The organism is Paenibacillus sp. cl130, assembly GCF_900116035.1.
GTDB classification, from domain to species: domain Bacteria; phylum Bacillota; class Bacilli; order Paenibacillales; family Paenibacillaceae; genus Paenibacillus; species Paenibacillus polymyxa_B.
The window spans coordinates 511,881-537,417 of the sequence record NZ_FOYG01000001.1; the positions used below are offsets into that span (position 1 = coordinate 511,881).

The following is a 25,537-nucleotide window of genomic DNA, read 5'->3' on the forward strand; positions in this document are numbered from 1 at the left end:
GAATTAGCACTTGACTATAGGGTAACCCTATAGATTAAGGTTTTAAATTGTAATAACTTAAATTTATATTCACGGAGGAACAACATGTCTAAATTCAAACGCTGGTTGGTTCTGGCTATCGTATCAAGCGCTCTTTTGCTTATTGTGATGGATATGACCATCCTGTATACCGCATTGCCGAGCTTAACCCATGACCTCGGTGCATCAGCGTCAGAAAAATTATGGATTCTCAATGGCTACTCGCTCGTTATGGCGGGTCTGCTGCCAGCAATGGGAACGCTTGGGGACCGCTTGGGTTATAAAAAAATCTTTACCCTCGGGTTGCTTGTATTTGCTGCTGCTTCGCTTACTGCCGCCTTTTCCCCCGTGCCCTTTGTATTGGTGGCGTCTCGGGTTCTTCTTGCAGTCGGAGCGTCTATGATGATGCCCGCTACCTTGTCAATCATTAGGGTTACATTTACAGATGAACGCGAGCGTGGATTCGCGATCGGCATTTGGGGCTCCGTTTCTGCAGGAGGAGCAGGACTAGGTCCTATCGTCGGCGGGCTTCTTTTAGAGCATTTTTGGTGGGGTTCTGTATTTTTGATTAATTTGCCGATTGCGATCATTGCTTTTGCATTAACTCTGATTTATGTTCCAAAACATGCGGGCAATACAGAGAAAAAATGGGATCTTACCGGCTCCATCCAAATCATGATCGCCATGGTGGGACTCATCTATTCCATCAAAGAGTTTACCCGTCGTGACGGGTCTCCAATATTAGCCGTAATAGGTGCAGTTATCGGCGTCTTGGCACTTATCATCTTTATCCGTCGTCAAAATAAAAGCGCTAGCCCTCTTATTGATCTTACTTTATTTAAAATTACAAGGTTCAGCACCGGATTTATAACAGCCTTGGTGGGTGCATTTACACAGATGGGGATTCAATATATTGTAACCCAGCGTCTTCAACTGGTGGAAGGTCTGTCGCCTCTCCAAGCAGGACTGTACACGATTAGCATACCAATTGCATCTCTCATTGCCGGCCCCTTAACCGGGTCCATATTGCATCGCTATGACGTTATCCATATTAAAAGCTTCTCTCTTCTGATTGCCGGTCTGGGAATGGGCATCTATCTCACGCAATTTAATTCAGGCATGGCCGGGCAGATTCTTGGATTGGCTTTACTTGGTGTGGGTTTGGGAGCAGGTATGACAGCAGCATCTCACTCCATTATGAACTATGCCCCGGCACACAAAGCAGGCATGGCTGCATCGATTGAAGAAGTTGCCTATGAAATGGGGGGAGCATCAGGGATTGCTATCATCGGAAGCATGTCAACTCTTGCGTATTCCCTAGCTATGAAAGTCCCTACAGGACTCCACGTTCCAGCGAATGTGAAAGACAGCCTGGATGAAGCGCTCATAGCTGCAGAGGGTTTGCCTGCCCAGGCTGCAGAAGCACTGAAAGATGCGGGCCGTTCTGCTTTTGATCAATCCTTTTTTGTTATCCTTGTGGGAGTAACTGCAATTTTGGTGGTAGCTTCGCTAGTTGTCCGTTTGGCAGGGGCGCGCTCCAAGAAAAAAAGAGATGTTGAGTTTTGATACAGTTAATTCCATGTAGTTAATTCTAAACAACTGCCGCTACATCTCACGAGCGGCAGTTGTTTTATTTGTTATTTTTTAATCGCCTCCAAAAGTCTCGTATTTAGTAGATTCAATTAGGAAAAATCCACCGGAATGCGCTTATAAGGTCATTCCAACAGTAGACTTATTATCCTGTTCTCATAGCTTCGGAGAGATTTCTTCGACACAGGTCTTGGGTAACAACTTAAATTTTTTAAGCATACAAAAAGGTCCGCAAACTGCTATAAAAGCAATTCACAAACCTGTATATTATAAGATGATGCGGTCGAGAGGACTCGAACCTCCACGGGGGTTAGCCCACACGGACCTGAACCGTGCGCGTCTGCCAATTCCGCCACGACCGCATATATGTTGTCATATACCTCGAAAGATCTATCTTTCTTAGCGACAAGATAGATCATACCATGCTCATATCAAGATGTCAAACCTTTTATGTTTGTTAATTTCCCCTTGATAAAAAAGGAATAATAAGCTAAAATAAGAACATAAGTTCTCAGGAACGAAGGTTCTTTTTTTCAATCGGTTATGAATTATCATCACATTTTCCTAAGGCGGTGAATGGTAATGACTTCTTTAGATACTACTCAGCATGAATGGTCTCTTGTGAAAAGTTATCTGCTCCTTACCTTTATTCAAAAAGTATTTGAGCGGGACAGCCTAATTCTTGAAGAAAGCGGTATGCTGAAAACCCCTGATCTTTATGTCGAAATGGTTAACGCAGGTGTAGATCGTACCGGAATCCTGCTATCTGAAATAAAACATGAATTTAATAAATATCACATTCATGTTCTAGACATACAACAAAACCACTCCGGCGTTCACGCCACCTATATAAGTAAAGGAAATAAAGAGCAGTTCAATATGGCTATGCCAGCATTCCGTAAAGAAATGTATGAGCGGATGCGAGCATATCTGGGGCTCTCGACCTCCATGCCTCATACAGCCGCCCTTCCTTTACTAGAGAAACATCGCCCCGAATTACCAAACAATTCAACTTCCAAACCCCTACGCATCGTTGAACGAAGTTTGGTTACATCCTCTTTGGCCTATAAGCGTAAAACGTCTCGCCCTGCTGCTTTTGCCGCAAGCAGAAGAGCATAATCCCCGCACAACAAACACGCAAAAGAAAGAAGCTTCCGCAGACACCAACTGTGCTCGGAAGCTCCTTTCCATAACCATCATATATCAAAATCGATCTATATTCGCTATCACGAAGTATAAGCATATCTATTAATGATTTGCTTTATTGCAACGCCTTCTGTACACGCGTAACCCCTTGACTTAGAGCATGTCCTCCACCTACTGCTGCGGCCACAGCAATGGTCTCCATAATTTCCTGATCACTGGCTCCTTTGGACCGCGCCTCGTCCACGTGATAAAACGTGCATACTTCATTGTTGGCAAATAAGCCAATGCCTAGCGCAATCAGTTGCTTGGTTTTCTCATCTAAGCTGCCGGCTTGAAAGCACTCTCCGGTAAAGCGATGATATGCATGAACTACCTCGGGCAACTGATCTTCCAAATGGCTGATTTGATCCTTGTATGCATGTACTTTTTCGTCCATAACCGTCATTGACACAGCACGTCCTCTCTGTTGGATTTCCCTTCATTACTGTGTCCGATTTAGAGTTTCTGTATGCCTAATGAATCGCTCAGTTATTTTTATCCAACACCCATTTGGAACCCCTTCCTAACCCAGATCTATCGGATTGTGACGCGGCTCGCCGAACGGCTGGTATGTATAACTGCGATCCAACTTGACCACACGTCGATTCTGGCGGCGAATAAGCACCTGTTCATCATCCCATGCCAGTACAATGCCAACAACATCGTTGGACTCCAATCCATCGCGTACGACACGCACCTTTTCACCGGAGAGTCGATAAGCATCCAATTCTTCGTCCATAATCATCCTTGTCCCCTCCTTATTCACTTTTTTAACACAGCAACCATGATTCTATATACATGAAAAAAGTTTAAAAAGAGACCTAAACAATCATTTAGGTCTCTTCTCTCTTACTACTTATATGGATTGCCAACAGAGCGACAAATTATCCCGACTGGTTTACACTGTGATCATGTTCTTTTGTATCGTTCTTCTCGTACCAGAAGTCCAGCACTTGTGCAGACAACACTCGCTGATCTACATACTCCACTTGGTGAGCAGTAAATTCTTCTTTCCAAGAGAAGGACAATTCTTCGCATAGGTTAACCAACGTCAACAACTCAGACCAGGCCACATAGCGTTTATACCAAAAAAACTGAGGATGTTCAATCATATAGGGATACAAATCGTCGAATTCCGTATGCTTACAATCCAAGGCACGCTCAAAGTGTACTTTAGCCGCTGCCAGTTTTTCCAGAAAAAACTGTTCGGTCAATTGTTCTTTCCCCATGTTGCTGCCTCCTCTCCAAAACCTTATCTATATTATAAGCGAAATTGAAGCTCATGCAAAGGTTATTATTAGAAATAAGGATCAGGAGTTTTGAATTGTTACTATTCAGCAAACTCAATCTTGCCGTCAGCTAACGACGAAATTTTGACCAATGACTCTACACGAATACCCTGCTCACGGATGGTTCTCGCTCCGGCCTGAAAGCTTTTTTCCACCGCGACACCAAATCCAACCAACTCCGCTCCAGAGCGTTGAATGATTTTAACCATACCTCGCGCCGCATCACCATTAGCAATAATATCATCAATGAACAGAACACGGTCATCTTCGTGAATAAATTGACGAGACAGCATAATATCCGTAACAATACCTTTTGTAAACGAAGGTACGCGTTCACACAGCGCGTCTGGATCAGCTAATAGGGTCTTTTTACGACGAGCAAATACCAACGGTACACCCAATTCCAATGCTGTCGCAAACCCGATGGCAATGCCTGAGGACTCCACGGTCACTACTCTGGTAATCTTCTCTTCTCGGAAACGTGCTGCGAACTCTCGTCCCATTGCCATTGTCAGTTCTGGATCAACCTGGTGATTAAGCAAACCATCCAGCTTCAGCACCTGATCTGATGCAATCACGCCTTCATTTAAAATTCGTTTCTTTAATACTTCCATTACATGACCTCCCACGGCAATCCTATGCGGTAAAAGTACCATACTTCACCCGCCGCTTTCAAGCTATAGCTGCTTTCCATGCGGTCATGTGACATTTTTTTTACGCTTGTTCCAGAACCATGCGGTGATTCCTCCCACAACGATTAAAAGAATAACAACCAGCCCTACCCGATGCGTTACCTTCTCCATTAGCTTCGCCACCTGCTCCCAATGCATGCCCACCGCATGTCCAATCCCCAAAAATGTACCGCACCACAGCAAAGCTCCTGCTGATGCATAACTGATATAGCGAAAAACGCCTAGACGGGTTGTACCTGCTAGATATGAGGATACATGTCTCAAGCCGGGGACAAAATATCCGAACAGGATTCCCCAGGTACCATAGCGCCCAAACCAATTTTCAGAAGAGGCAATCCTAGAAGGCGTAAGCCTCACCCATTTTCCGTATCGATGCAAAAGTGGTTTGCCCAACAGACGCCCCAATGTGTAGCTAAGCATCATACCCGTCATACTACCGAAAAATGTGACTGCCAGTGCAGCAATGAAGTTGTAGTGCCCTTGAGACACGAGCCCGCCGAAGGCGATCATTAGCACTTCGTCGGGTATCGGCATACCCGCTACTCCAAGTGCAAGCAAGCCGAACATTGCCAAATATCCGTATTCAAGTATCCATGCAAGGATTTGACCCATAAATTACGCTCCCGTCAAGCTATTCATTAATTCACTTTAATTATTTTCAGTCTCATCCAGTCATGTCCTATTTCAGTTGAACATAGTTTGTATTATATGCTCGCTGCAGCGTTATTCAAGCAGGCAAGGAGGGACTGGGGATGAAACGTAATATTCATGTTTTTCAAATTGCTTTTACATACATCGGTACAATCGTCGGTGCCGGATTTGCTACCGGACAAGAAATTCTGCAATTTTTTACGCAGTATGGTCGTTGGGCTACACTCACTATTATGCTATCCACAATCATATTTGTATGGTTGGGTACGAAAATGATGCTGATCGCTCATGATATTTCAGCCAAATCCTACGAGGACCTGAACAAACATCTTTTTGGCGCCAATGCCGGGAAATGGATTAGCTGGTTCACACTCATCGTGCTGATTGGCGTAAACAGCGTCATGCTGGCAGGAGCCGGCTCTGTTTTTGTAGAGCACCTTCACCTGCATTACCAAACCGGATTGCTTATTACACTGATTGGAACTTATTTGCTGCTAAGTAAAGGCATTAAAGCCATCTTGCATATGAACACCGTGGTTGTCCCTTTGATGATCATCATGTCTCTTCTGCTCGTTCACAGCACGCTCTCCATGCCTAATCCTCAGAGTTTTATTACGAATACGACAGATCACAGTACATTTCGAACCTTGCTGTCTCCACTGCTGTACACGTCCTTTAACCTAACTATGGCCCAAGCCGTGCTTGTACCCCTTGGCAGTCAAACCTTCTCCCGAAGAACCATCCGCTGGGGCGGAGTTTTGGGCGGAGTTGGTGTCGGATTTATGCTAATGGCTGCACACTTTGCCATGTCAGCACATATGCCGGGTATTCAGCAATTTGAAATCCCTATGGGAAGCATTGCTTACCGTCTGGGTGCCTTTGTCGAAATCATATACATTCTACTCATTTTCATGGAAATCTTCAGTACCTTTGTAGCCGACATTTATGGAGTCAGTCTGCAAATTCGTCAGCATGTCCAAATTTCGCCCAAGCTCATCACACTATTCATTATGCTCACCTGTTTTTTAATCAGTCAGTTCGGCTTCAGTTCACTGTTATCTGTCCTTTATCCTATTTTCGGAATGCTCAGTCTGATGTGGGTTAGCAAACTGATCATAGCAGGACGCAGGAGACCTTTCCGTTCCTCACGTCCTCGCTCCAGCTTTCGGCATTCCGATTCCAAACCAGGTGGTACTCGTCATGGTTAATGTGGGAATTTCAAATACATTTTCTTCAACTCGTTAACCGCCCGACTTAAAGAATAGCTTGATTTAGCTTTATCGCAGGCAGATCTAGCCAGCTCATAACGATAGGCAGGGTCAGCAATGACCTTTTCTAATGCGTCTGCCAGTGCCCTCGGATTGTCGGGTGGCACGAGCAGACCATTTACCCCATCTTCAATCTGCTCCGGTATTCCTCCCACTTCTGTACCTACCAATGCCAGGCAACTCAACGCTGCTTCCGCAAATACCGAACCAAAGGCCTCCGCCCGAGAAGGCAAAACAAATACATCAAAGAAAGGCATAAACTCTTCTGGATGAAGGGTATATCCATAAAAAATCGTCTCATGGTATATATCGAGCTGTCGTGCCATCTCTTCCAGCTCAGGGCGAACCGGACCGTCTCCAATAATATGAAGCACAAATTCCAGATTTCTTTTTTTAAGTTCAGCACAGGCCCGCAATAAAATATCCAGTCCTTTCGCCGGAACAAGGCGGCAAACGGTTATGAGCTGTGTCACTTCATTTTCGTGTGGAATGGGCTTGAAGCGCTTCTCATCATATCCGTTCGGAATGACTGCAATGTCTTGCGGATTCTGAACGTAAGGAGTTAAGTAATGCTGAAAAGAATGAGATACCGCTATCAAGCGATCCGCCTTCTGCTCCATTTCCCCATACAGTGACACCAAGAATTGGTGTTCAGGCCCGTTCTCCTCTATTTTCCCGTTTAGAATTAACTCCTTCTCATAGGAAGAGTGAATCGTCTGTACGAGCGGAATGTCAGGAAAAACAGTTTTCATGGCGATTCCGGCAATAGGATGATGGGCATGAATGAGGTCATAGGGCTTCTGAATACGAAGCCGTGTCCACCACAAATAGTCACGGTACGTCTGAATATATTTTTGGACGATTGGATATTGTTCATATCTCGTCCAGTCAAAGGTATCAAAAGTTACTTCGTCCCTACCCTTGTTGCGAATCCGTTTAGGGATTGAAAATAGCTCCATTTCCCAACGGGGGGATGTAAATCGCTCTTGCAGATATGGAATCATGGATGAAACGCCTCCCGGTTGCTCGGGTGGGAAAAAGAGAGCCTGTAGCAATTTCATGACGTGCTTCCCCTTTCAAGCATTAAACTGCCCGGATCACAGATTGTATGTATAGGTTTCCGGATTTTCTGAAAGATGATATATTGAGAATAAATGTTAGTCACAAAAGAAAATTATAACATTTTAAATGGGATAAATCCTGTCTATTGTATCGGAACGGTATCATCCGTTCAATAGATTGACTACTTTTGCAAATGGAGTCGGTGATGTTGACGTTGTTGTCCTTATCGGGAACCTTGGGTTTCCCATCTCTGGCCGGGGCCGTAAGTGCAGCCTGCGGTTTGTATATTATACTCATGATGGCACTGATGTGCGTGATCATATATAGCAGACAACGAAAAAGAGCCTATATCCTTTTTTCGGTTGCCGCTATTATTATTATGACATATGAAGCCATGAATCTCTATTCAGCAGGCGGAGGCAAGATGCAACTTCAAGGAATCGTGTGGAAAAATGCGCTGGAGGCGTCTGCCTTCGTGCTCATCAATGCCGCCGTATTTCAACTCTACCGGAAGCTGAAACGTGTGCAGACATGGACCTTGATGCTGCTGGGTGCGTTATTGATTTTGCCGGTTATTGCCTGGACTGCAGGTTTGTTACCCGCTTGGATCAGCACAGCGAAACTAGTTGGATTCACTCTGTTTTATCGAGTACTGGTACTTATACTGAGCCTTGTGTTCATAACCCCACGAATCGGACAGCCAAAGAAGTATGTAGCGGGCTTATTCATGTATTTGCTCTGGCTCGGCTATTTGTGGCTGCGAAATGACATCCCTGAAGAAGCAGGCAGGTCAAACGCAGTCCTATATATGTCATTTTTACCATTGCTGTACTACACTACGTTATTCATTATCCTATTTGAACGGATTGTGGAGCTGCTCCAAAGGATTTACCGTTCTTCCATCACCGATGGCCTGACAGGGCTATATAACCGTAAATATTTTTCGGGACGACTACGGCGATATATGGATCAAGGAATCCGCGTGTCGGTCATTTTTTGCGATATTGACAATTTCAAAAAGCTGAATGATACGCAGGGCCATGCTCGTGCGGATGAAGTACTCAAACAGGTCGCACAGATTATGGAGGATGAACTGGATGAAATCGGACTGACCGGACGATACGGTGGCGAGGAACTGGTCGCAATGGTTGTGGATCGACGTGCCATGGTTGGACATGTCGCAGAACGTATCCGCGAGCGGGTCGCGGAAGAAAGCATTGTCACGATCAGTGTCGGATACAGTACAGTGAGGAAAGAAATGAACCCGGATGAACTGGTCAAGCAGGCCGATCAAGCAATGTACATATCCAAAACGACAGGTAAAAACAAGGTTACAGCTTATAAAGCAGCCGAAGTGAAAAAAAGCCGGGCAGCACGCGCACAATAATTCGTAAACTGCGATTCAGTGTTGAACGTTGAGTTTGAATAATTCTCTGTCAGGTTGTCTATATCATAAAATGACGCACAGGAATCTCATAAGAGCCTGTGCGTCATTTATATTTAATCTGCCTATCAAACTTCTGACGTTGCAGATGCTATATCCCGGCCGATCCATTCCAATTCTTCGCTAGTCAGCTCTCGATAGCTGCCCAGTGGAAGCTGTTCATCCAGCTTCAATGGCCCCATGGCCGTTCTTTTCAAATAGGTCACCTTTTTACCAACCGCCTCGAACATACGCTTCACTTGATGAAACTTACCCTCATGGATTACAAGCGAAATATAGGAAATGACTTCTCCATCTGCCTGGTACGGATGTTCGTGACGAAGAATGGTCAACTGCGCGGGAAGGGTAACATACCCATCATCCAGTTCCACTCCTGCTGTAAATTGATGAATATCCTCCTCCGTGACATGACCCGACACGGTAGCCTCATACGTTTTAGGGACATGCCGCCGTGGAGAAAGTAGTTCGTGCGCTAGCTTACCGTCGTTGGTCAACAACAATAGTCCTTCTGTATCTTTATCTAAGCGTCCTACTGGAAAGGGCTCAAAATGTCGTTCTTCCGCACTCAGCAAATCCAACACCGTCCGCTCCCTCGTATCTTCAGTTGCAGATATGACGCCCGGTGGCTTGTGCAGCATGATGTAAATATACTCCCGAAAAACAACAAGTTCCCCGTTCACTTCAATCTGATCCTGGTAGGGATGAACCTGTAAGCCGCTATCCTTGGTGGTTCTCCCGTTTACCGTGATCATCCCTTGCTTCACCTGTCTCTTGATATCACTACGGGAGCCATATCCCATATGGGTTAAAACTTTGTCCAAACGTTGCGTTTGTCTTCCTTTTCCACTCATACCGATGTCCACCTCCAGCCTGTAGGGTATTCATTTTTGAGCATGCCGTCCTGCCATTTGCCCCACCCAGCCGAATAACCATCAATGCACACGAGAGTATAGCCTTTGGGCTGGACTTCGTTCCGCAGTGCCATTCTCTCAACGGGGATGGACAAGGTCTCACCTTTTAAATACCGGATGGCCTCAGCATCTGAACTGGAGAGATTGATGCTTCTAACCGCCTCTGAAGGGCGTAATGCCACCGCCAGCGGATGTGAAGGCACAAAGCGACCATTCTTGTCGGTACCCATAAACCAGCCTGGTCGCACCACCTTCAGGCCGTCCAAACGATGTGATGCCAGTGGCGACTGATAAATGCGATCTCCGTAAACCACCGTATAGCCTGTTAAGCACACCTCCAGCTGCTCCTTCACAAATTGGTGATAGGACTCCAGCACATCCTGTGGGGAGCGTGCAGCGGATTTTACATTTTCTTTGCCAGAACGGGACTTATTGCCACCCAAGCCGCGCGCGGACTTTCCTTTACCGGACTTCCCATCCATTCCTTTACCACTTCGTTTAGGCTCACCAGTCGCATGTCTTCCTTGACCGCTTGGCGTCAACGCTTCCTTGACGGACAAAAACTGCTTCTTCCGTGGATACACTGCATCTATGTTCAACGCCCTGTCATTCTTGTCCTCAAATGGAGTCAAATCCTCTGATTCAGTGTGATCTTCTGTCCCAGTGACACGACCACCCTGATGTTGCAACACAGCGATAAAATGGCCTTCTCCCTCTACGAGATGCGGCCAAAGGCGTGCTGTTCCCCGCAGTTCGGGGTGTGCTGCCGCGACCTCTTCACTCATCCATTCCGGATGACCTGGTGCAAAGCCTGCTTCCGATAGAACTGGGACTACGTCAAAATCGGGATGGGCCTCCAGAAATTCTGCGATCATTCCTTCATTTTCTTCTGGCGCAAAGGTGCAGGTCGAATAGACAATTCTCCCTCCTGCGCTCAGCATTGAGGCCGCTACACGCAAAATGTCCCGTTGCATGACTACACATTTATCCACCGAATGCGTCTCCCATTGTTTTGCCATATCCTCATCCTTGCGGAACATACCTTCTCCCGAGCAAGGTGCGTCAATTAGTATCTTGTCAAAAAAATGTGGAAAGGCAGCGGCGATTCGATCCGGGCTTTCATTCAGTACCACGGCATTACGCACACCGTACAATTCCACATTTTTAGCCAACGCTTTGGTTCGGTCCGCGCTAATATCATTTGTCACCAATACGCCGCTTCCTTGTAGTTTGGCAGCTATTTGGGTCGATTTCCCGCCCGGTGCAGCGCACAAGTCCAATACAGCTTCGTCCTGAGCTACATTGAGTAGCTCAACTGGAGACATTGCACTCGGTTCCTGTACATAGTACAGCCCCGCATGGTAGTAAGGATGTAACCCCGGCTTTGTACCGTGCGGAATGTAGAAACCCGTGGCACACCACGGAATCGGCCGCAGTTCGAACGGAGAACGTTCCTTAAAGTCCTCCATCGGAATTTTTAACGTATTGACGCGAATCCCGGCATGGGGCGTGTGGTCATAGGCGGTCATAAATGCTTCAAATTCGTCGCCGAGCAATTGCTCCATGCGCTTTACAAATGCTGTGGGGAGCTGTACACCCATAATCGTAATCATCCTGTCCTTTTAAAATAAATTTTATTGTACCATATTCAACCTGTTATCCTGCAATATCGGTGTGATTTACAAACTTTCACTACAAGCTGTAATGTTGTATAATAATGAGATTCATAGCTACATATTTTGAATTTTGATAGGAGAGATTGCATTGAACGCACAAAAATCCAACAAAAAAAAGCTTATACCTGTCATCGGCTTTTTTGTTGTGCTGGTCATTTTGCTTGGAGTGCTACTCGCTTTAAATTCAGGCACTAAGAACAAGCTGTATGGCGTTTCCACAGCCTCGTTAAATCCTGCTACTCAAGAGTTGCTGAATGACCCGAACTATCAGCAAATTATTAAGCCGGAAGATCTACAGAGCAAAATTGATAAAAAGGAAAACTTTTTCGTCTATCATTTCGCGTCCGACTGTGTGCATTGCCGCGCCACTACTCCCAAGCTCTTGCCTTTGAGCAAGCAGGAGAACATCACGATGCACGAATTTAACCTGCGTGAGTATGAGGATGGCTGGGACAAGTATAAGATTGAGTATACCCCTACGCTCATTTATTACGAAAAAGGCGTGGAAAAGGAACGTATGGTAGGCGGGTTGAAGGAAAGTCCTTCGGACAATGGGTACACACTCGACGATTTCAAAGCCTTCTTTGAGAAATATAAAAAGAACGTAACCTCCTAGTCAAACGTTCACACACCTGAAACGATAAAGCAGCCCGATCCCCATGAAACGGATCGGGCTGCTTGCTTACCATGTGCATGTGCTTCAAACTCAAGGCGCATCCTTCGTTTCCACCGAGACAAAGCCCGATCCGCCAGCGGCCTGTCTTCGCCTAATTGAAGCTTCCAGCGCCTGCTGACGCTGCTCATGCTTTTCCCCACGCCGAGGACCTCTCTGCTGCGGGATGTTGACTGGAATGGACGACGATGCCTTCTCCACGGCACGGCGCAACCCGGGCTCGACGATTTCAATCGTCAAATCCCGATAAACCGGCGGTTGGTGCTGAAGCTCTTCCGTGCAGGTCATAACAGCTTCAGCAAGCTGACGGGCGCAAACGCGCGCCTCGTCCACCAGTTTCGCCATATTAATGCCCAGCGCCTGCGAAGGAGCATGCTCCAGCCGGTGGACCGCACTATCCAGCATCATATGTCCACCACGATAGTTACCATTCCGAAAATGATACAGTCCTACAGCAACTTGCAGCAAACCTTTATATACAGGGTCACGGTCCAGCTTAAGCCACAGCTCTTCCAGTACCTCATGACATTCAAAGTAATCCCGATCCCGATTGAAGTATACCAAATAAGTCACGTACAGCGGTTCGTAGGAAAGGTTTGCCATTTAATATTCATCCCTGTCTTCTTCCTTGGTAGAGGCTTCTAGCATCTCTTTAACCTCATCGTGAAGCAGCTTGATTCCTTCCATGTCGTGCCGTTCCCACAGTTCATTAAATCTGCGCTGCGCATCAATCGTTTCACTGATCTTATGGTAGAAATACAGCCGATGCATACCTGTTAGCACTTTGGATACGATATTGGCTTCATCCTCGAACTTTTTCTGCGCTTCCAATATTTCAAGACGCATGGAAGACATCTCATTATCCAATACAAAGGCTGCCTCAGCTGCCTTTTTCAACCGTGTGCGCATATTATCAGGCAAGCTTTCACGATACTTATAGCTAAGAGAATGCTCAATAGTTGCCCAAAAATTCATAGCCAACGTACGGATTTGAATCTCTGCCAGCACGATTTTCAACCCCACTGCTGTCTGAACCGGATACTCCACAATCATATGAAAGCTGCGATAGCCGCTGTCTTTATAATTGGTGATATAGTCCTTTTCATACAGTACGGTCAAATCCTTACGTCTTCTGATGTATTCGGCCACCCGCCGAATATCCTCTACAAATTGACACATAATGCGAATGCCTGCAATATCCTCGATTCCCGTCTCCAGCTGATCAGAAGGAACTTGTAATCTCTTCGCCTTATCGAGGATGCTTGATATTTTTTTAACCCGTCCGGTTACGAATTCGATAGGAGCGTATTCCTCGCGCTTTTTCAGCTCCGCACGCATTGTTTTGAACTTGACCTTAAGCTCTTCCACCGCCTGATCGTATGGCAGTAAAAATGTTCCCCAGTCTCTTCCGTCCATCCCCGTACCTCCTGTCTCTTCCGACAACACTTTTTTATCTGTGATCTGCACCAACAGCCTCGTTAATGTGTCTAAAGCCGTCCTTTCGAAGCAGCTCACGCAGGCCAGCATGTATAGCCCTATTTACTTCCGGCCCTTCGTAGATCAATGCTGTATAAATTTCAATCAGGCTTGCGCCTGCTTTAATTTTGTCATAGGCATCACGACTCGTGAAGATGCCGCCTGATCCGATAATAGGCAGCTTACCTTCCGTCTGGCGGTACACCCGTCCGATGACCTCTGTGGAACGGTCACGCAGCGGCTTACCACTCAGCCCTCCTGTTTCACTCGCATTTCGGTGCGTCAGACCAGCTCTGGATATCGTTGTATTGGTCGCAATAATGCCGTCTACTCCACTGGCAGCAATCGCATCTGTCATATATTCCAATTCCTCATCCGATACATCCGGCGCAATTTTAACTAGTACAGACTTGGCATTGCCGTACTTTTTCGCCTGGACTCCCATCTCTGCCCGAACCGCTTCCAATAGCGACTTCAGTTCATGACCATGCTGGAGCTTTCGTAAATCCGGCGTATTCGGCGAGCTAATATTCACTACAAAGAAGTCCGCATACGGATACAGTGCGGAAATACACTTTTCATAGTCCTTATGAGCATCCTCATTGGGCGTGATTTTATTTTTACCGATATTAACTGCGACCGGAACAGGTCGATGTTTGAGTGCAGCCAGACGTTTGGCCATGCTCTCAGCACCCAGATTGTTAAAGCCCATCCGATTGACTAACGCCTCATCGGGAGGCAGTCGGAACAAACGAGGTCGATCATTGCCGGGCTGTCCCACAGGTGTCACCGTTCCCACTTCCATAAATCCAAACCCGATAGAAGAAAAACCAGTAACCGCTTCTGCATTTTTATCCAGTCCTGCAGCCAGTCCAATCGGGTTGGGAAAATGAATGCCAAACAGATCAACGGCAAGATCCTCCGTTTCCTTGACTCCGTACATCCCTCGCAGTGTCGCTGCTCCACCAGGGAGTGAACCCGCATGTTTTAAGCCGTCAATGACTACATGATGGGCCGTCTCTGGACTCATTTTAAAAAAAACAGGTTTCGCAATCCTTCGATACAACACGATTCATCCACTCCGTTCTATGCCCTTGCACAATCCTAAAAAAACATCTCTACAAAATAGTTTAGCTTTTTCCATACCAAAAAGAAAGTAATTTGCGAGGTGTAGTATCAGAACAATTCAGTTGTCATGGAGATGTCATTGAAAATGTATAATCAAACCATTTACAATGGACATAGTAAGACAAGACCTTAGCCCGTTAGAAAAGAGGGATTGCTGATATGAAGACCAAGCGCAAGCCGCCCAGTCTGCAAAAGAAAAAGGATGAGGTGAACAAGAAAGCGATTGTATGGACCGCCGTCAGCTTTGTTCTCCTCATCATTGTGATTATTCTGGTCATTGTTTTAGCACAAGCAGGAAATCGTTAAACACCAAGTAGCAATAGCATCAAAACGTTAATTTAGCCAGTGATAGGTTTTGCGGGGATTCGTCTGGTCATGCTGCGGCTCACTTGTAAATCGAGAACCAGGCACAAGCACTTGATCAGGCAATCCCCCGTTACCAATGACCACCTCCGTACCCGAAGGTACGAGTGCAAACAATTCCTCCACATCCTCTTTACCCATTCGGACGCAACCCAACGACTCATTTTTGCCAATGCTGTCCGGCTCGTTCGTGCCATGAATGGCATAATTCGTTGCAGACAGTTGCATTCCACGACTACCAAACTCACCGTTGGATTTACCGTTCGGATTTACTACTTTATCGGTAATCACAAATTTCCCTTCTGGTGTTCTTTCTCCACCCAAACCGATAGGATAATTTCGAATAAGTACATTGCCACTTACCAGGGCGAGCCTGTGCTTAGATTTGTCCACCACAATTCGCAGCGGTTGCCCCAGAAAAGGTCGTCCGTGCAATGACGATGCCAGTAATGGACTGCTTTCGGCCGACGAGTCAGCGTCTAAATCTACTGCCTTCCCTGTTCCCTGTCCAGGTGAAGCAAGTAAATTACGCATAGGTGTAAAAGCCTTCTTCATCCCGTCTGTCGTACCGTACATCGTGTTAGCGGGAAAGTCTCGAGTCAGTTCATCAAGACTCTGGGGAAGACGTTGATGCTGTGAGCGAAAAGCACGCATGGAGCTATTCAACACAGCTAATTCCTCCTGTCCAGCAGCCCATTTTAGACCTGCTTTGCGAAGATTTTCACTGTCTGACGGCTTGCAAGCACACGCAGCGGCGTCGTAAGACTGAACAGCTAATCCGCCGTTTCCTTTGTTCTGTACACTAAGTAATGGCTTCATGCCCTCTCTCCAGAGCAGCCACGAGCCCCCTTGCTCCATGCCCAACACCGTAGTCTTGGACGGCAATCGGCTAGTCTTAGCCAACATATCAGTAAGCCCCGTTCCAGCTCCACTCCCTTTTCGAGCTTGAGCCGTAAACACACCACCAACCACACCGATCTGGGCCATCTCCTTCGGATCAGCAGCGGCCACTTTCGTAACTTCAATATTATCAATTGCTGCCTGCTCAGTTCCGGATGGAACAGATGTATTTTCATTTGAGGGTCTCGGTGAATTGGCTGAAGGAACCCATATGAGCAGTAGTACCATTAACGCAGTTAACAGGTGGCGTGTTCGAGCCGTCCTTCGCTCCTTCTCCTTGGACATCTGAACCAGTTTATCCTGATATTCCATCCATACGTCTGCCGGAATCTGTTTATGCTCGAAGGCTTCGAACACTTCTCCTGCGCGATTGAAGCAATAATTTGCTTTGCCCTCCTGACCGCTGCTCTCATACTCTTTGCCGAGTAAATACCAGGCCATTTTATTATCAGGGTGTTTTTTTACATACGATTTAAGATGAGGCGAATGGTTCATCGGATCCTCCTGATCGTGTAATCTTGCATACTTCCTATTATGTATATCGGTAAAAATAGACTCGATGGACAGCACATAAAAAAAACGTCTATCGATGGACTTTCACGGAAGCCAGACCGCGTTTGGCAGAAGTTTTTTTAGATTATAGAATGGCTCAGCTCCGCTGAACTATTCTATAATCTAAAAAAACAGCACCGACAGCTTACTTTCACCGTTATACGGCGAAGGGAGCTGTCGGTGCTGTGCCTATCAAAGAAGCCTACGCTTAACCTTCTTTATTGAACGGCTCGTCTGCTACTTTAATGGAATCTGTAGGGCAACCGTCACAAGCATCCTGCATATCATCAAACAAATCATCCGAGATTGCCTTGATGCCTTGGTTTGCATCCCCTTCAAAGATCACTTCAGCCAAACCTTCATCATCATAATCATAAATGTCAGGTGCTGTAGCGCCACAGGCTCCGCAAGCAATGCATGTATCTTTTTCTACCCAAGTGTATTTAGCCATAACTTTTCTCTTCCTCCTATACAATCAAACAAACCAGCTTTTACATTCTATTCACATATTAATACAAACCCAATATTATTACAAATTATTTTCCTTTATCCTTCGTGTAAAAAATGCTTATAACGTAAGCTTCTGATGCTTGCAATAATCTATCCAAAAGCTCACTCCGGAGTTGGTAGATTGTCTTTTTGCAGCGAAGTTCCGCGCAGCTTGGAGTTGCGCAGAAGTACCGAAGGATCATCTCCCAGCATCCCAGCGGTCAAAATTGCATTTTCACCAAACTTATCGCGCAGTGCATCCATCGTCTTCAATAAGCTTTCTTTCTTAGGCTGATCCTGGTATTCAAATAGATCCATTTGAACGGCCGCTTCCTCCTTTGGAATGAGCTGCTGTAACGTAATCCCCAGTAAGCGTACAGGCTTATCTTCTCCCCAATGGCGACGATACAACGCACAAGCTTCCTTATATATGTCCTCTGCACTTTCCGTAGGAGTGTTCCTGACTTGAGAACGCGTAAAGGTCTTCATATCCGGCGTCCGAATCGTCAATTGTATACCTCCTGCCAGCATACCGTGTCGTCGAAGCCGCCGGGCCACCTGATCACTAATGTTAAGAAGTACCCGTTGGGCTTCTTCCAGCTTTACCACATCCATAGGCAGGGTAGTCGTGTGACCAATGGACTTGTTTGGCTCCCGTTCAGTGCTGACTGGTGAATGGTTAATTCCGTTAGCGGCCAATTTTAACCACGAACCCGTCACACCAAATACGCCAACCAGCATATGCTCATCGGCCTTAGCCAGTTGCCCAATGGTACGAATATTCATTTGTAGAAGCTTATCTGCCGTTTTGCGGCCCACACCAAACAATTGACCACAAGGAAGGTTCCACAAAATATTGGGTACATCACGCAAACGTAGAATAGATATCCCGCGTGGTTTTTTCAGATCAGAAGCCATTTTGGCCAGCAACTTGTTAGGAGCAACTCCAATTGAACAGGGCAGGCCCAGCTCGTCTTCTACTCTGCGCTGGATTTCCTCAGCAATTTCCATAGGTGTTCCAAACTGTTTGGAGCCAGAAATATCCAGATAGCACTCATCAATTGAAGTCGCTTCAAGCATAGGCGTATACGAATATGCAATGCTCATAAATGCTTTGGAATAACGACGATACAAGTGAAAATCAGGCTGTATTACAATGAGCTGTGGACAGATCCGGCGAGCCTGCTGAACGACCATCCCTGTTGAAATACCCAATCGTCGGGCTTCATAAGAGCAGGTTACAATTACACCTTTGCGCAGCTCACTACTGCCTGCCACCGCGGTAGGCAGTCCCTTATATTTCTCCGGCTCCTCCGCTGCATGAACGGAACAATAAAATGCATTCATATCCACATGCAGAATAACTCGCCCACCAGCCGGATAATAAGCACTGACATCTTTCATGCTCAACCCTTCTTTTTAACTGTAAATTCACCCATCATCGCGGGAATATGTGTTTTGATTTTATACTTGAGACACTTTTAAATGCTATTTCTATTTTACATAAAAATAATGGTTTTGCGGCTAAAAATGATAATTATATATTACAATTGAAGTCATAAGTTGATATAATCGACTAACATACGAACACGACAAACTAACGCTTTCCTGTTTTTAAGCGTTAAACAACTAAATTAATGTGCTTAAAAAAGCAGAGCATCACCAATCTGAGCAATCCGCAAAGGAGGAGTCCCTCATGTCCACCGCTATTTCTATCTTTGACACAACGCTGCGAGACGGCACTCAAGGAGAAGGAATTAGCTTGTCTGCTGATGACAAATTGAAAATCGCCAAAAAACTCGATGATCTCGGTGTTCATTATATTGAAGGCGGGATTCCCGGAAGCAACAGCAAGGATATCGAATTTTTCAAACGGGTACAAGAGCTGGGCCTTCAGGCAAAGATTGTCGCCTTCGGCAGCACGCGACGCAAAGATAGCATCGCAGCACAGGATGTCAATCTGCAACGAATTCTGGAATCCGGCGCTCAGGCTGCTACACTTGTGGGTAAATCATGGGATTTTCATGTACACACCGCCTTACAGACGACACTGGAGGAAAATCTGTCTATGATTTACGACTCCATCGCCTTTTTAAAGCAAGGGGGCATGGAGGTTATTTTTGATGCCGAACATTTTTTCGACGGATATAAAAATAATCCCGAGTATGCAATGGCCGTTATGAAAAAAGCTGAAGAAGCAGGCGCGGATTGGCTCGTGATGTGCGATACAAACGGCGGTACCCTACCGCATGAGATTCGGGAAATTGTCACTATGCTGCAAAGCCAGATAACGAGGTCACAGTTGGGTATTCATACACACAATGACTGCGAATTGGCAGTAGCGAACTCTCTAAGTGCTGTACAAGCAGGCGCAAGGCAGGTTCAGGGTACCATCAACGGCTACGGTGAACGGTGTGGTAACGCTAACCTGTGCTCCGTCATTCCTAATTTGCAGCTCAAGCTGGGCTACGACTGTCTAGATATTGAAAAGTTAAATCAACTCCACAATACAGCCCGCTTTGTGAGCGAAGTCGCCAACGTCAATATGCCTGTGAACCAGCCTTATGTTGGCAATGCAGCTTTTGCCCATAAGGGGGGCATCCACGTGTCAGCCATTCTACGCGACTCGCGAACTTATGAGCACATCGCTCCTGAACTCGTGGGGAACAAGCAGCGGGTTTTGGTCTCCGAACTGGCCGGGCAAAGCAACGTGGTATCCAAAGCGCAAGAGCTGGGCATCACCCTTGACCCATCCAGTGATGAGGCACGTGGCGTAATTAGCCGCATCAAGGAACTGGAGCATCAGGGATACCAGTTTGAAGGCGCGGATGCTTCGCTGGAACTGCTCATTCGTGAAGCAGGCGGTGAAGTGAAGGAAATGTTCTCTTTTGAGTCCTTTAAAGTGCTGGTAGAGAAAACAGCCGGCCGCCCGGTCGTATCCGAGGCATTCTTGAAGCTGAATGTCGCAGGGACGAGTGTCTATACCGCAGCTGAAGGCAACGGTCCTGTCAACGCGCTCGATAACGCACTCCGCAAGGCTCTTTCTCAATATTTCCCTGCCTTGCGGGACATGCATTTGGCTGACTACAAGGTACGTGTGCTTGACGAAAAGGATGCCACCGCCGCCAAGGTACGTGTGCTCATTGAGTCTAAAAATTACGAGGACGTCTGGAGTAATGTAGGTGTATCCGAAAATGTAATTGAAGCCAGCTGGGAAGCTCTCTTGGACAGTTTCCGTTACGCATTGTTGGAAGCACCAACTCCAAAAAACGATCAGGCAGAGCTTACTCATCATGGATTAGTTAATCACTAATCAGGTGCTCGCATGAGCTATAAGGTGCCTTTGGCGGTCTACTCGGCTCCCAAAGACACCTTCTTTTTTTGAAGAGTTTTTATTTTGCGTTCCAACTCCTGCTCACTGAGCATGCCGATTATGATTTCGCGGACCTGTCCATGATGATCAACCAGTACATGGGTCGGAAAAGCCACCCCTCCAAATCGTTCAAACAATGCTCCTTGCTCATCAAGTAAAATGGGAAATTGGAGATCCAAAGAGCGGGAAAACTTCTGTACATCCTCCAATCGATCATAGCGAGTTACATTGATACCATAAACATCCACATCATCTTTGTACTTACTATACAACTCATTCAACATAGGCGCTTCTAATCGGCACGGGTCGCACCACGAAGCCCAAAAGCTAATAACCAAAGCTTTATTGCGCGTGGCCCCTACATCGTAGGACTTGCCATTTAACCCCTTTAAAATCAAAGAAGGAAGCCGTTGACCAGGCTTTATCTTTTTCATTACCTCTACCGCATGTGCTTCAGCCTCTACCTCTTTCTCAGCTTCAACTCTTTCTCTACCATATTCCTCTTTTAATGGTACATTTTTTATGGACAGGCTTGCTGCATAAGTTGTGTTTGCAATAACTCCCCATGAAGCCCCAATCACAACCAGCATAACCATCGCTCTGATGAAAAGAAATCTTTTCACGTCTTATCACCTGTCTTTCATCTAAATGACCCTTACCTTCTCCATAGGATGCCCATACTGTTCCCACCTCTAACCTTCTAAATCTGAACAGGACGCAAAAAAAACAGCAAACCCACGAAATCGCGAACTTGCTGTTTTTATGTGTATATGAATGCTATGCCTTGTACTGAATCAGGCATGACTTAAATGCGCGTAGACATCTGCCAAATTGGTCACGTTACGCTTCAGCATTTCCTGAACATACGCAACCCACAGCTTAGCCGTCATTTTCGCATCCTCTAACGCATGGTGCCGCCCTTCAATCGGAATGGATTGGTAGGCCAACAATTCATCCAAACTGTAGGTTTGATGTTGCTGTGGCTCGAGCCATTTGGCAAGCATCATCGTATCCAGAACACGATGAGTCAATTGGACTTTAGATGTTTTCCATAACGCAGCATTCAAAAAGGCCTTATCATGAGCGCTAGCATGTGCTACAAGTACTCGCCCACCTACAAAGGACATAAAGTCGTGCAGTCCATTCATAAGTGGTGGAGCTTGATCCGTCATTTCCCGGGTAATCCCAGTTAGCTCGGTAATGTGCTCAGGAATCACAGTCCGTGGATTAACAAGCGTATAAAACTGCTCTTTTTCCATAATCATGTCCCCGACAACCCGAATCGCCCCGAACGATAAAATCTCATCTCCATGCTGTGCTGAAAATCCCGTTGTCTCCAGATCAAAAACTACCGTCTCCAAACGATCCAGCGGGGTCCGCAATACTTCAGAGCGCCGTTGCTCCCGGGTTAAGGAGCGAATAAACGCCATCTGCTGAGCCGTAGGAGCCCCCATTACAGATGCGATCGCAGACGGTACTCCTCCTCTGCGGAGAGCGCTCCAGAAGCCACTTCCCTGCGCCGGTTCCTTCATGACCTTCTCCCTTCCATAAATCGCAACTGCCTTTGCAACGCACGATGCAGCCGTCGTACCGTCGAAAGCGCCTCGCGCAACTCATGCCAGCCTTTACCTTGTTTCAGCGGCTTTACAGCCAGGTAGCCATTGCTGACCAGCAATCCATCATTCTCTTTCACTGGCGTAGCCATTCGTAGCTGAAGCGCAATCCGAAAGGCTCGCTCGCAAGCATCGAGTAAAGGCAACGGTGCCGCTTCCAGTGATGCGAGACGACTGAGCCTTTTGAAGGTGGAGGTTTCCTCTACACCATGTTGCAACGCCAAAAAACGAACTGCGTTCACCAGCGGAATGTACAATCCGTATTTCACATCAAAATCGCCCGCATGCTCACCGAAGCGCTCGGTAACGATCTGACCTAAAATATTAAGTGTCGCTTTATGCCTCACTGTGTTCCTAAGTACCGCCGAGGGTAAATCAGGATGTTTTCGGAACAACTCATAAAAACTTCGTTTCCAGTTTGCAGATAGTCGCTCATCTCCAGCGATATGCCTCATATCAGACGAGATAATCAGATAACGGATCGGCTCCCAAGCAAAATCATCCGACCATTTCGTTAGCTGTTTTTGCCATCCAGACAATGTTTGACGCCACAACGGCTCCGAGCACATTACTTTCCCTTCACATTTGGGATATCCCAAATACTCTAACATCGCAGACATTCTGCGACCAAACTCTCTAAAATACAATTCTTTGTCAGCAGATATTGTGTCACTGATAATCATACCGTTATCCTGGTCACTCCACAGCGTCGATTCCGAGCGCCCCATGCTTCCGAAGGCTATAAATGCGTAAGGGACGGGAGGAGGGCCGAAGCCATCCTCAACCATCCCTTTTTCGCACATTTGTACAGCTCTGGCCGCGATGCGGTCATGCATTTCATTCGCCGTTCGTAACCAGTCTGATAACGGAGCGGAGGCTTGGGAAGCCAGCAGCCATTTTTGAGAGTCGACCCTGGCCTGCCTTAGCGATTCAGGTGTATCTGCATGATCTATCGCTTCGGCGGAACTCACCCAAGGGGCCATATTTTGCAGTTCCATACTTCCATCTCCTCCGCTCATCCATACTGGTTCTTTATATTTTACATATTAGTTCACAATTCCAGAACGCTTTTCAGCCTCAGCAACCAACTTCATTTGCTCAGGATAGCCGTACGTACCGTGTTCACTGATATCCAGTCCCATCGTTTCTTCCTCTTCCGTAACGCGAATACCCATAATCGCTTTCATCGCACCCAGAATAATGAAGGAAATGACGAACACGAAAGCCAAGGTGCCAATCAGTCCAAGCAGCTGTACTCCTAATTGAGTAAATCCACCACCATAGAACAGACCCGCTTGACCTACACCTGTTATTTTTACAAGCTCAGGAGTAGCGAACAACCCTGTGGACACTGCGCCCCACATCCCTGCAACACCATGCACGGAGAAAGCATATACCGGGTCATCTACTTTTGCACGCTCAAACCATTGCGCTGTGAAGAAAGTGACGATCCCTGCAACTGCACCAATGACCAGTGCCGCCCAAGGTGCTACAAAGGCACAAGAACCAGTAATGGCAACCAAAGCTGCCAGCACACCGTTTAACATAGCAGGAATATCTGCCTTTCCGTATACCATCCAGGATACGAGCAAAGCGAAAACTCCACCTGCCGCAGCAGCAATATTGGTAGTCAAGGCCACATATCCAAAGAATCCGTCGTTCATAGCCGATACAGCACTACCTGGGTTAAATCCAAACCAACCAAACCAGAGAATAATAACACCCAAGATAGAGTACACCTGATTATGACCAGGGATAATGTTCGGCTTGCCATCTTTATTGAACTTGCCCAGACGCGGTTTGAGCAGCAGTGTAGCGACGAGTGCCGCCGTAGCGCCTGTCAAATGGACTACCGTCGAACCGGCATAATCCTGCATTCCCAACTTACCAAGCCATCCGCCGCCCCACACCCAGTGAGCTACAACCGGATAGATTACGATGGAGAATAAAATACCGAAGATAATGTATACACTTAATTTTGCACGCTCTGCCATCCCCCCGCATGCGATAGAAAGTGATACCGCAGCGAAAGCAAAGTGGAACAAAAACATAATTGTAATCGGAACATCCAGACCTGAAAGAGCATCAAACGATACTGCAGCATCCGTACCACTCATGAAGAAACCCGTCAGTCCCATAAATCCGTTGCCGCCATCATTACCAAAGCCGAATCCAAATCCAAGTGCCCAGAAGGACAAAGCCGCAACACCCGTGGTGAGAATCGTTTTACCAGCGACATGGCCCGCATTCTTCATTCGTGTCGAGCCTGCCTCCAGCAATGCAAATCCCGCTTGCATAAAAAATACAAGTATAAATGCCAAGAACGTAAAGGCCGTGTTTAACCCAGCTTGAAGTTGAATATTTGTCGGACCGTCAGCAGCAAACGCACCTACCGGAAAAGCTAATACTGTCAGCATGGCCAATAATACAACTAACCACTTTTTTCTCATGAAGCCCACTCCCTCGAATGTTAAGTTTCTTTACATTTCGTGAAATTCTTATTGTCATTATAATCAGAATACATGAAAGTTGACAAGATTTTTTTTATTATGTTAAAAAAAGATGGTCCCAAACAATCCATGTCACATTTACTAACTATAAAAGTAGCTTGTTTCTTCCGAAAAAAAGCATGACGTTTGACTGTATGGTTGGGAATCATGTAAAATATTCTTTATAAACACTCCGTTTGCAAATGCTAATATTGAAGGTTGAACGAAGAGCGCGAGGTGAAGACAGATGGGGATATGAAGCTGTATCGAATTGGTGAGCTAGCCAAGGCGGCTGGTGTCAGCGAACGAACTATTGATTATTACACAAAGCTTGGTTTGATCACACCTGAAGAACGATCATTGAAAAATTATCGGCTTTATAATGATGAAACCTTAAACAGGCTTGAACGTATTAACCAAATGAAACAAGAGAAATATAGCCTCGAGGAAATCAGACAGACACTGATTAAATGGAACTCGGTCGCGGGGGAAGAGCACGTCACGGACAAATTAACGAGTCTAGAAATGCACATGCAGCGTCTGGAACGTGAAGTCAATGAACTACAGCCTCTTCTGGGGCAGCTCAAGCCCGTTCAAGCGCGCAAGTTGCTTACTGGTCTACTACCACAAAGCGCCGCTTGTATCGAAGCTCTGAAGTATCTGCTGGAGCATAGTTCTATGATGTAGATGCCCGG

General features: G+C 46.3%; 26 protein-coding genes and 1 tRNA gene. 8 read left to right on the plus strand and 19 right to left on the minus strand.

Features of this window, described 5'->3' with window-relative positions:
• The first annotated feature begins 84 nt into the window (after positions 1 to 84).
• A complete protein-coding gene (locus tag BM358_RS02305; RefSeq protein WP_028542809.1) occupies positions 85 to 1,584 on the plus strand; it encodes an MFS transporter in 1,500 nt (499 codons plus the stop codon).
• Positions 1,585 to 1,886: 302 nt separating this feature from the next.
• On the opposite strand, the gene BM358_RS02310 is transcribed toward BM358_RS02305, so the two are convergent.
• A tRNA-Leu gene (locus BM358_RS02310) sits at positions 1,887 to 1,970 on the minus strand.
• Between the two features lie 220 nt (positions 1,971 to 2,190).
• Between BM358_RS02310 and BM358_RS02315 the strand changes: the two genes are divergently transcribed.
• Positions 2,191 to 2,727, plus strand: coding sequence for a YhjD family protein (locus tag BM358_RS02315; protein WP_023988046.1), 537 nt, complete (start codon positions 2,191 to 2,193; stop codon positions 2,725 to 2,727).
• 142 nt (positions 2,728 to 2,869) lie between these two features.
• On the opposite strand, the gene BM358_RS02320 is transcribed toward BM358_RS02315, so the two are convergent.
• The 5 genes from BM358_RS02320 to BM358_RS02340 all read right to left on the minus strand — a co-directional run bounded on the left by BM358_RS02320 (position 2,870) and on the right by BM358_RS02340 (position 5,386).
• Positions 2,870 to 3,199, minus strand: coding sequence for a carboxymuconolactone decarboxylase family protein (locus tag BM358_RS02320; protein WP_013309744.1), 330 nt, complete (start codon positions 3,197 to 3,199; stop codon positions 2,870 to 2,872).
• Positions 3,200 to 3,316: 117 nt separating this feature from the next.
• Positions 3,317 to 3,538 (minus strand): hypothetical protein, encoded by a 222-nt coding sequence (locus tag BM358_RS02325; RefSeq protein ID WP_023988044.1) that lies wholly within the window; start codon positions 3,536 to 3,538, stop codon positions 3,317 to 3,319.
• 139 nt (positions 3,539 to 3,677) lie between these two features.
• The gene (locus BM358_RS02330) at positions 3,678 to 4,022 is read right to left on the minus strand and encodes a hypothetical protein (protein WP_007429850.1); all 345 of its coding nucleotides are present in this window, start codon (positions 4,020 to 4,022) and stop codon (positions 3,678 to 3,680) included.
• 101 nt (positions 4,023 to 4,123) lie between these two features.
• Complete coding sequence (locus BM358_RS02335) at positions 4,124 to 4,696, minus strand: xanthine phosphoribosyltransferase (protein ID WP_013309742.1); 573 nt, start codon at positions 4,694 to 4,696, stop codon at positions 4,124 to 4,126.
• An 84-nt stretch (positions 4,697 to 4,780) separates the two neighbouring features.
• The gene (locus tag BM358_RS02340; protein ID WP_028542810.1) at positions 4,781 to 5,386 is read right to left on the minus strand and encodes a DedA family protein; all 606 of its coding nucleotides are present in this window, start codon (positions 5,384 to 5,386) and stop codon (positions 4,781 to 4,783) included.
• A gap of 140 nt (positions 5,387 to 5,526) precedes the next feature.
• Here BM358_RS02340 and BM358_RS02345 point away from each other — a divergent pair, with 140 nt between their 5' ends.
• Positions 5,527 to 6,633: a YkvI family membrane protein gene (locus BM358_RS02345; RefSeq protein WP_028542811.1), complete on the plus strand. Its 1,107-nt coding sequence runs from the start codon at positions 5,527 to 5,529 to the stop codon at positions 6,631 to 6,633.
• Here the strand turns inward: BM358_RS02345 and BM358_RS02350 are convergent.
• Positions 6,630 to 7,754: a glycosyltransferase family 4 protein gene (locus BM358_RS02350; RefSeq protein ID WP_023988040.1), complete on the minus strand. Its 1,125-nt coding sequence runs from the start codon at positions 7,752 to 7,754 to the stop codon at positions 6,630 to 6,632. The two genes, BM358_RS02345 and BM358_RS02350, sit on opposite strands and share 4 nt — an antisense overlap.
• A 206-nt stretch (positions 7,755 to 7,960) precedes the next feature.
• Here BM358_RS02350 and BM358_RS02355 point away from each other — a divergent pair, with 206 nt between their 5' ends.
• Positions 7,961 to 9,142 (plus strand): GGDEF domain-containing protein, encoded by a 1,182-nt coding sequence (locus tag BM358_RS02355; RefSeq protein ID WP_028542812.1) that lies wholly within the window; start codon positions 7,961 to 7,963, stop codon positions 9,140 to 9,142.
• 125 nt (positions 9,143 to 9,267) lie between these two features.
• Here the strand turns inward: BM358_RS02355 and BM358_RS02360 are convergent, their stop codons facing one another.
• A complete protein-coding gene (locus tag BM358_RS02360; protein ID WP_028542813.1) occupies positions 9,268 to 10,050 on the minus strand; it encodes a pseudouridine synthase in 783 nt (260 codons plus the stop codon).
• Positions 10,047 to 11,711 (minus strand): RsmB/NOP family class I SAM-dependent RNA methyltransferase, encoded by a 1,665-nt coding sequence (locus tag BM358_RS02365; RefSeq protein ID WP_028542814.1) that lies wholly within the window; start codon positions 11,709 to 11,711, stop codon positions 10,047 to 10,049. Before BM358_RS02365 ends, BM358_RS02360 begins: the two co-directional genes overlap by 4 nt.
• Positions 11,712 to 11,874: 163 nt before the next feature.
• On the opposite strand from BM358_RS02365, the gene BM358_RS02370 reads away from it, so the two are divergent.
• Complete coding sequence (locus BM358_RS02370; protein WP_013309735.1) at positions 11,875 to 12,402, plus strand: thioredoxin family protein; 528 nt, start codon at positions 11,875 to 11,877, stop codon at positions 12,400 to 12,402.
• 90 nt (positions 12,403 to 12,492) lie between these two features.
• Here BM358_RS02370 and BM358_RS02375 read toward each other — a convergent pair whose 3' ends face one another.
• The 3 genes from BM358_RS02375 to BM358_RS02385 are packed head-to-tail and all read right to left on the minus strand — an operon-like array spanning position 12,493 to position 15,004.
• Positions 12,493 to 13,062 (minus strand): DUF309 domain-containing protein, encoded by a 570-nt coding sequence (locus BM358_RS02375; protein WP_028542815.1) that lies wholly within the window; start codon positions 13,060 to 13,062, stop codon positions 12,493 to 12,495.
• The gene (locus tag BM358_RS02380; RefSeq protein WP_023988035.1) at positions 13,063 to 13,875 is read right to left on the minus strand and encodes a GTP diphosphokinase; all 813 of its coding nucleotides are present in this window, start codon (positions 13,873 to 13,875) and stop codon (positions 13,063 to 13,065) included.
• Positions 13,876 to 13,909: 34 nt separating this feature from the next.
• Entirely contained in the window at positions 13,910 to 15,004 is a 1,095-nt protein-coding gene (locus BM358_RS02385; protein WP_025720086.1) for a quinone-dependent dihydroorotate dehydrogenase, read from the minus strand.
• A 218-nt stretch (positions 15,005 to 15,222) separates the two neighbouring features.
• On the opposite strand from BM358_RS02385, the gene BM358_RS26360 reads away from it, so the two are divergent.
• The gene (locus BM358_RS26360) at positions 15,223 to 15,369 is read left to right on the plus strand and encodes a hypothetical protein (protein WP_023988033.1); all 147 of its coding nucleotides are present in this window, start codon (positions 15,223 to 15,225) and stop codon (positions 15,367 to 15,369) included.
• 27 nt (positions 15,370 to 15,396) lie between these two features.
• Here BM358_RS26360 and BM358_RS02390 read toward each other — a convergent pair whose 3' ends face one another.
• From BM358_RS02390 to BM358_RS02400, 3 genes are all read right to left on the minus strand, one after another.
• Positions 15,397 to 16,821 carry a L,D-transpeptidase gene (locus BM358_RS02390; protein ID WP_028542816.1) on the minus strand — a complete coding sequence of 475 codons (1,425 nt, stop codon included), beginning with the start codon at positions 16,819 to 16,821 and terminating at the stop codon, positions 15,397 to 15,399.
• Between the two features lie 265 nt (positions 16,822 to 17,086).
• Positions 17,087 to 17,329, minus strand: a complete 243-nt coding sequence (locus tag BM358_RS02395; RefSeq protein WP_023988031.1) for a ferredoxin — start codon at positions 17,327 to 17,329, stop codon at positions 17,087 to 17,089.
• Positions 17,330 to 17,490: 161 nt separating this feature from the next.
• A complete protein-coding gene (locus tag BM358_RS02400) occupies positions 17,491 to 18,771 on the minus strand; it encodes a DNA polymerase IV (RefSeq protein ID WP_028542817.1) in 1,281 nt (426 codons plus the stop codon).
• 292 nt (positions 18,772 to 19,063) lie between these two features.
• Here BM358_RS02400 and cimA point away from each other — a divergent pair, with 292 nt between their 5' ends.
• Positions 19,064 to 20,680 (plus strand): citramalate synthase, encoded by a 1,617-nt coding sequence (gene cimA / locus BM358_RS02405; protein WP_028542818.1) that lies wholly within the window; start codon positions 19,064 to 19,066, stop codon positions 20,678 to 20,680.
• 38 nt (positions 20,681 to 20,718) lie between these two features.
• Here cimA and BM358_RS02410 read toward each other — a convergent pair whose 3' ends face one another.
• The 4 genes from BM358_RS02410 to BM358_RS02425 form a co-directional block, all read right to left on the minus strand.
• Positions 20,719 to 21,363 carry a TlpA family protein disulfide reductase gene (locus tag BM358_RS02410; protein ID WP_028542819.1) on the minus strand — a complete coding sequence of 215 codons (645 nt, stop codon included), beginning with the start codon at positions 21,361 to 21,363 and terminating at the stop codon, positions 20,719 to 20,721.
• Positions 21,364 to 21,534: 171 nt separating this feature from the next.
• Positions 21,535 to 22,272 (minus strand): exonuclease domain-containing protein, encoded by a 738-nt coding sequence (locus tag BM358_RS02415; RefSeq protein WP_023988027.1) that lies wholly within the window; start codon positions 22,270 to 22,272, stop codon positions 21,535 to 21,537.
• Positions 22,269 to 23,351 carry a DUF294 nucleotidyltransferase-like domain-containing protein gene (locus BM358_RS02420; protein WP_028542820.1) on the minus strand — a complete coding sequence of 361 codons (1,083 nt, stop codon included), beginning with the start codon at positions 23,349 to 23,351 and terminating at the stop codon, positions 22,269 to 22,271. The genes BM358_RS02415 and BM358_RS02420 overlap by 4 nt, the downstream gene beginning before the upstream one ends.
• A 48-nt stretch (positions 23,352 to 23,399) precedes the next feature.
• Entirely contained in the window at positions 23,400 to 24,803 is a 1,404-nt protein-coding gene (locus BM358_RS02425; RefSeq protein WP_028542821.1) for an ammonium transporter, read from the minus strand.
• Between the two features lie 294 nt (positions 24,804 to 25,097).
• Here BM358_RS02425 and BM358_RS02435 point away from each other — a divergent pair, with 294 nt between their 5' ends.
• Entirely contained in the window at positions 25,098 to 25,529 is a 432-nt protein-coding gene (locus tag BM358_RS02435; RefSeq protein WP_023988024.1) for a MerR family transcriptional regulator, read from the plus strand.
• Positions 25,530 to 25,537 lie beyond the last annotated feature (8 nt).

Coding starts and splice junctions, on each gene's coding strand:
- BM358_RS02325 (WP_023988044.1), bottom strand. CDS start 3,538: ATGATTATGGACGAAGAATTGGATGCTTATCGACTCTCCGGTGAAAAG.
- BM358_RS02355 (WP_028542812.1), top strand. CDS start 7,961: ATGTTGACGTTGTTGTCCTTATCGGGAACCTTGGGTTTCCCATCTCTG.
- cimA (WP_028542818.1), top strand. CDS start 19,064: ATGTCCACCGCTATTTCTATCTTTGACACAACGCTGCGAGACGGCACT.
- BM358_RS02320 (WP_013309744.1), bottom strand. CDS start 3,199: ATGACGGTTATGGACGAAAAAGTACATGCATACAAGGATCAAATCAGC.
- BM358_RS02335 (WP_013309742.1), bottom strand. CDS start 4,696: ATGGAAGTATTAAAGAAACGAATTTTAAATGAAGGCGTGATTGCATCA.
- BM358_RS02330 (WP_007429850.1), bottom strand. CDS start 4,022: ATGGGGAAAGAACAATTGACCGAACAGTTTTTTCTGGAAAAACTGGCA.
- BM358_RS02350 (WP_023988040.1), bottom strand. CDS start 7,754: ATGAAATTGCTACAGGCTCTCTTTTTCCCACCCGAGCAACCGGGAGGC.
- BM358_RS02425 (WP_028542821.1), bottom strand. CDS start 24,803: ATGAGAAAAAAGTGGTTAGTTGTATTATTGGCCATGCTGACAGTATTA.
- BM358_RS02305 (WP_028542809.1), top strand. CDS start 85: ATGTCTAAATTCAAACGCTGGTTGGTTCTGGCTATCGTATCAAGCGCT.
- BM358_RS02360 (WP_028542813.1), bottom strand. CDS start 10,050: ATGAGTGGAAAAGGAAGACAAACGCAACGTTTGGACAAAGTTTTAACC.
- BM358_RS02390 (WP_028542816.1), bottom strand. CDS start 16,821: ATGAACCATTCGCCTCATCTTAAATCGTATGTAAAAAAACACCCTGAT.
- BM358_RS02380 (WP_023988035.1), bottom strand. CDS start 13,875: ATGGACGGAAGAGACTGGGGAACATTTTTACTGCCATACGATCAGGCG.
- BM358_RS02420 (WP_028542820.1), bottom strand. CDS start 23,351: ATGGAACTGCAAAATATGGCCCCTTGGGTGAGTTCCGCCGAAGCGATA.
- BM358_RS02415 (WP_023988027.1), bottom strand. CDS start 22,272: ATGAAGGAACCGGCGCAGGGAAGTGGCTTCTGGAGCGCTCTCCGCAGA.
- BM358_RS02315 (WP_023988046.1), top strand. CDS start 2,191: ATGACTTCTTTAGATACTACTCAGCATGAATGGTCTCTTGTGAAAAGT.
- BM358_RS02365 (WP_028542814.1), bottom strand. CDS start 11,711: ATGGGTGTACAGCTCCCCACAGCATTTGTAAAGCGCATGGAGCAATTG.
- BM358_RS02395 (WP_023988031.1), bottom strand. CDS start 17,329: ATGGCTAAATACACTTGGGTAGAAAAAGATACATGCATTGCTTGCGGA.
- BM358_RS26360 (WP_023988033.1), top strand. CDS start 15,223: ATGAAGACCAAGCGCAAGCCGCCCAGTCTGCAAAAGAAAAAGGATGAG.
- BM358_RS02400 (WP_028542817.1), bottom strand. CDS start 18,771: ATGAAAGATGTCAGTGCTTATTATCCGGCTGGTGGGCGAGTTATTCTG.
- BM358_RS02375 (WP_028542815.1), bottom strand. CDS start 13,062: ATGGCAAACCTTTCCTACGAACCGCTGTACGTGACTTATTTGGTATAC.
- BM358_RS02435 (WP_023988024.1), top strand. CDS start 25,098: ATGAAGCTGTATCGAATTGGTGAGCTAGCCAAGGCGGCTGGTGTCAGC.
- BM358_RS02345 (WP_028542811.1), top strand. CDS start 5,527: ATGAAACGTAATATTCATGTTTTTCAAATTGCTTTTACATACATCGGT.
- BM358_RS02340 (WP_028542810.1), bottom strand. CDS start 5,386: ATGGGTCAAATCCTTGCATGGATACTTGAATACGGATATTTGGCAATG.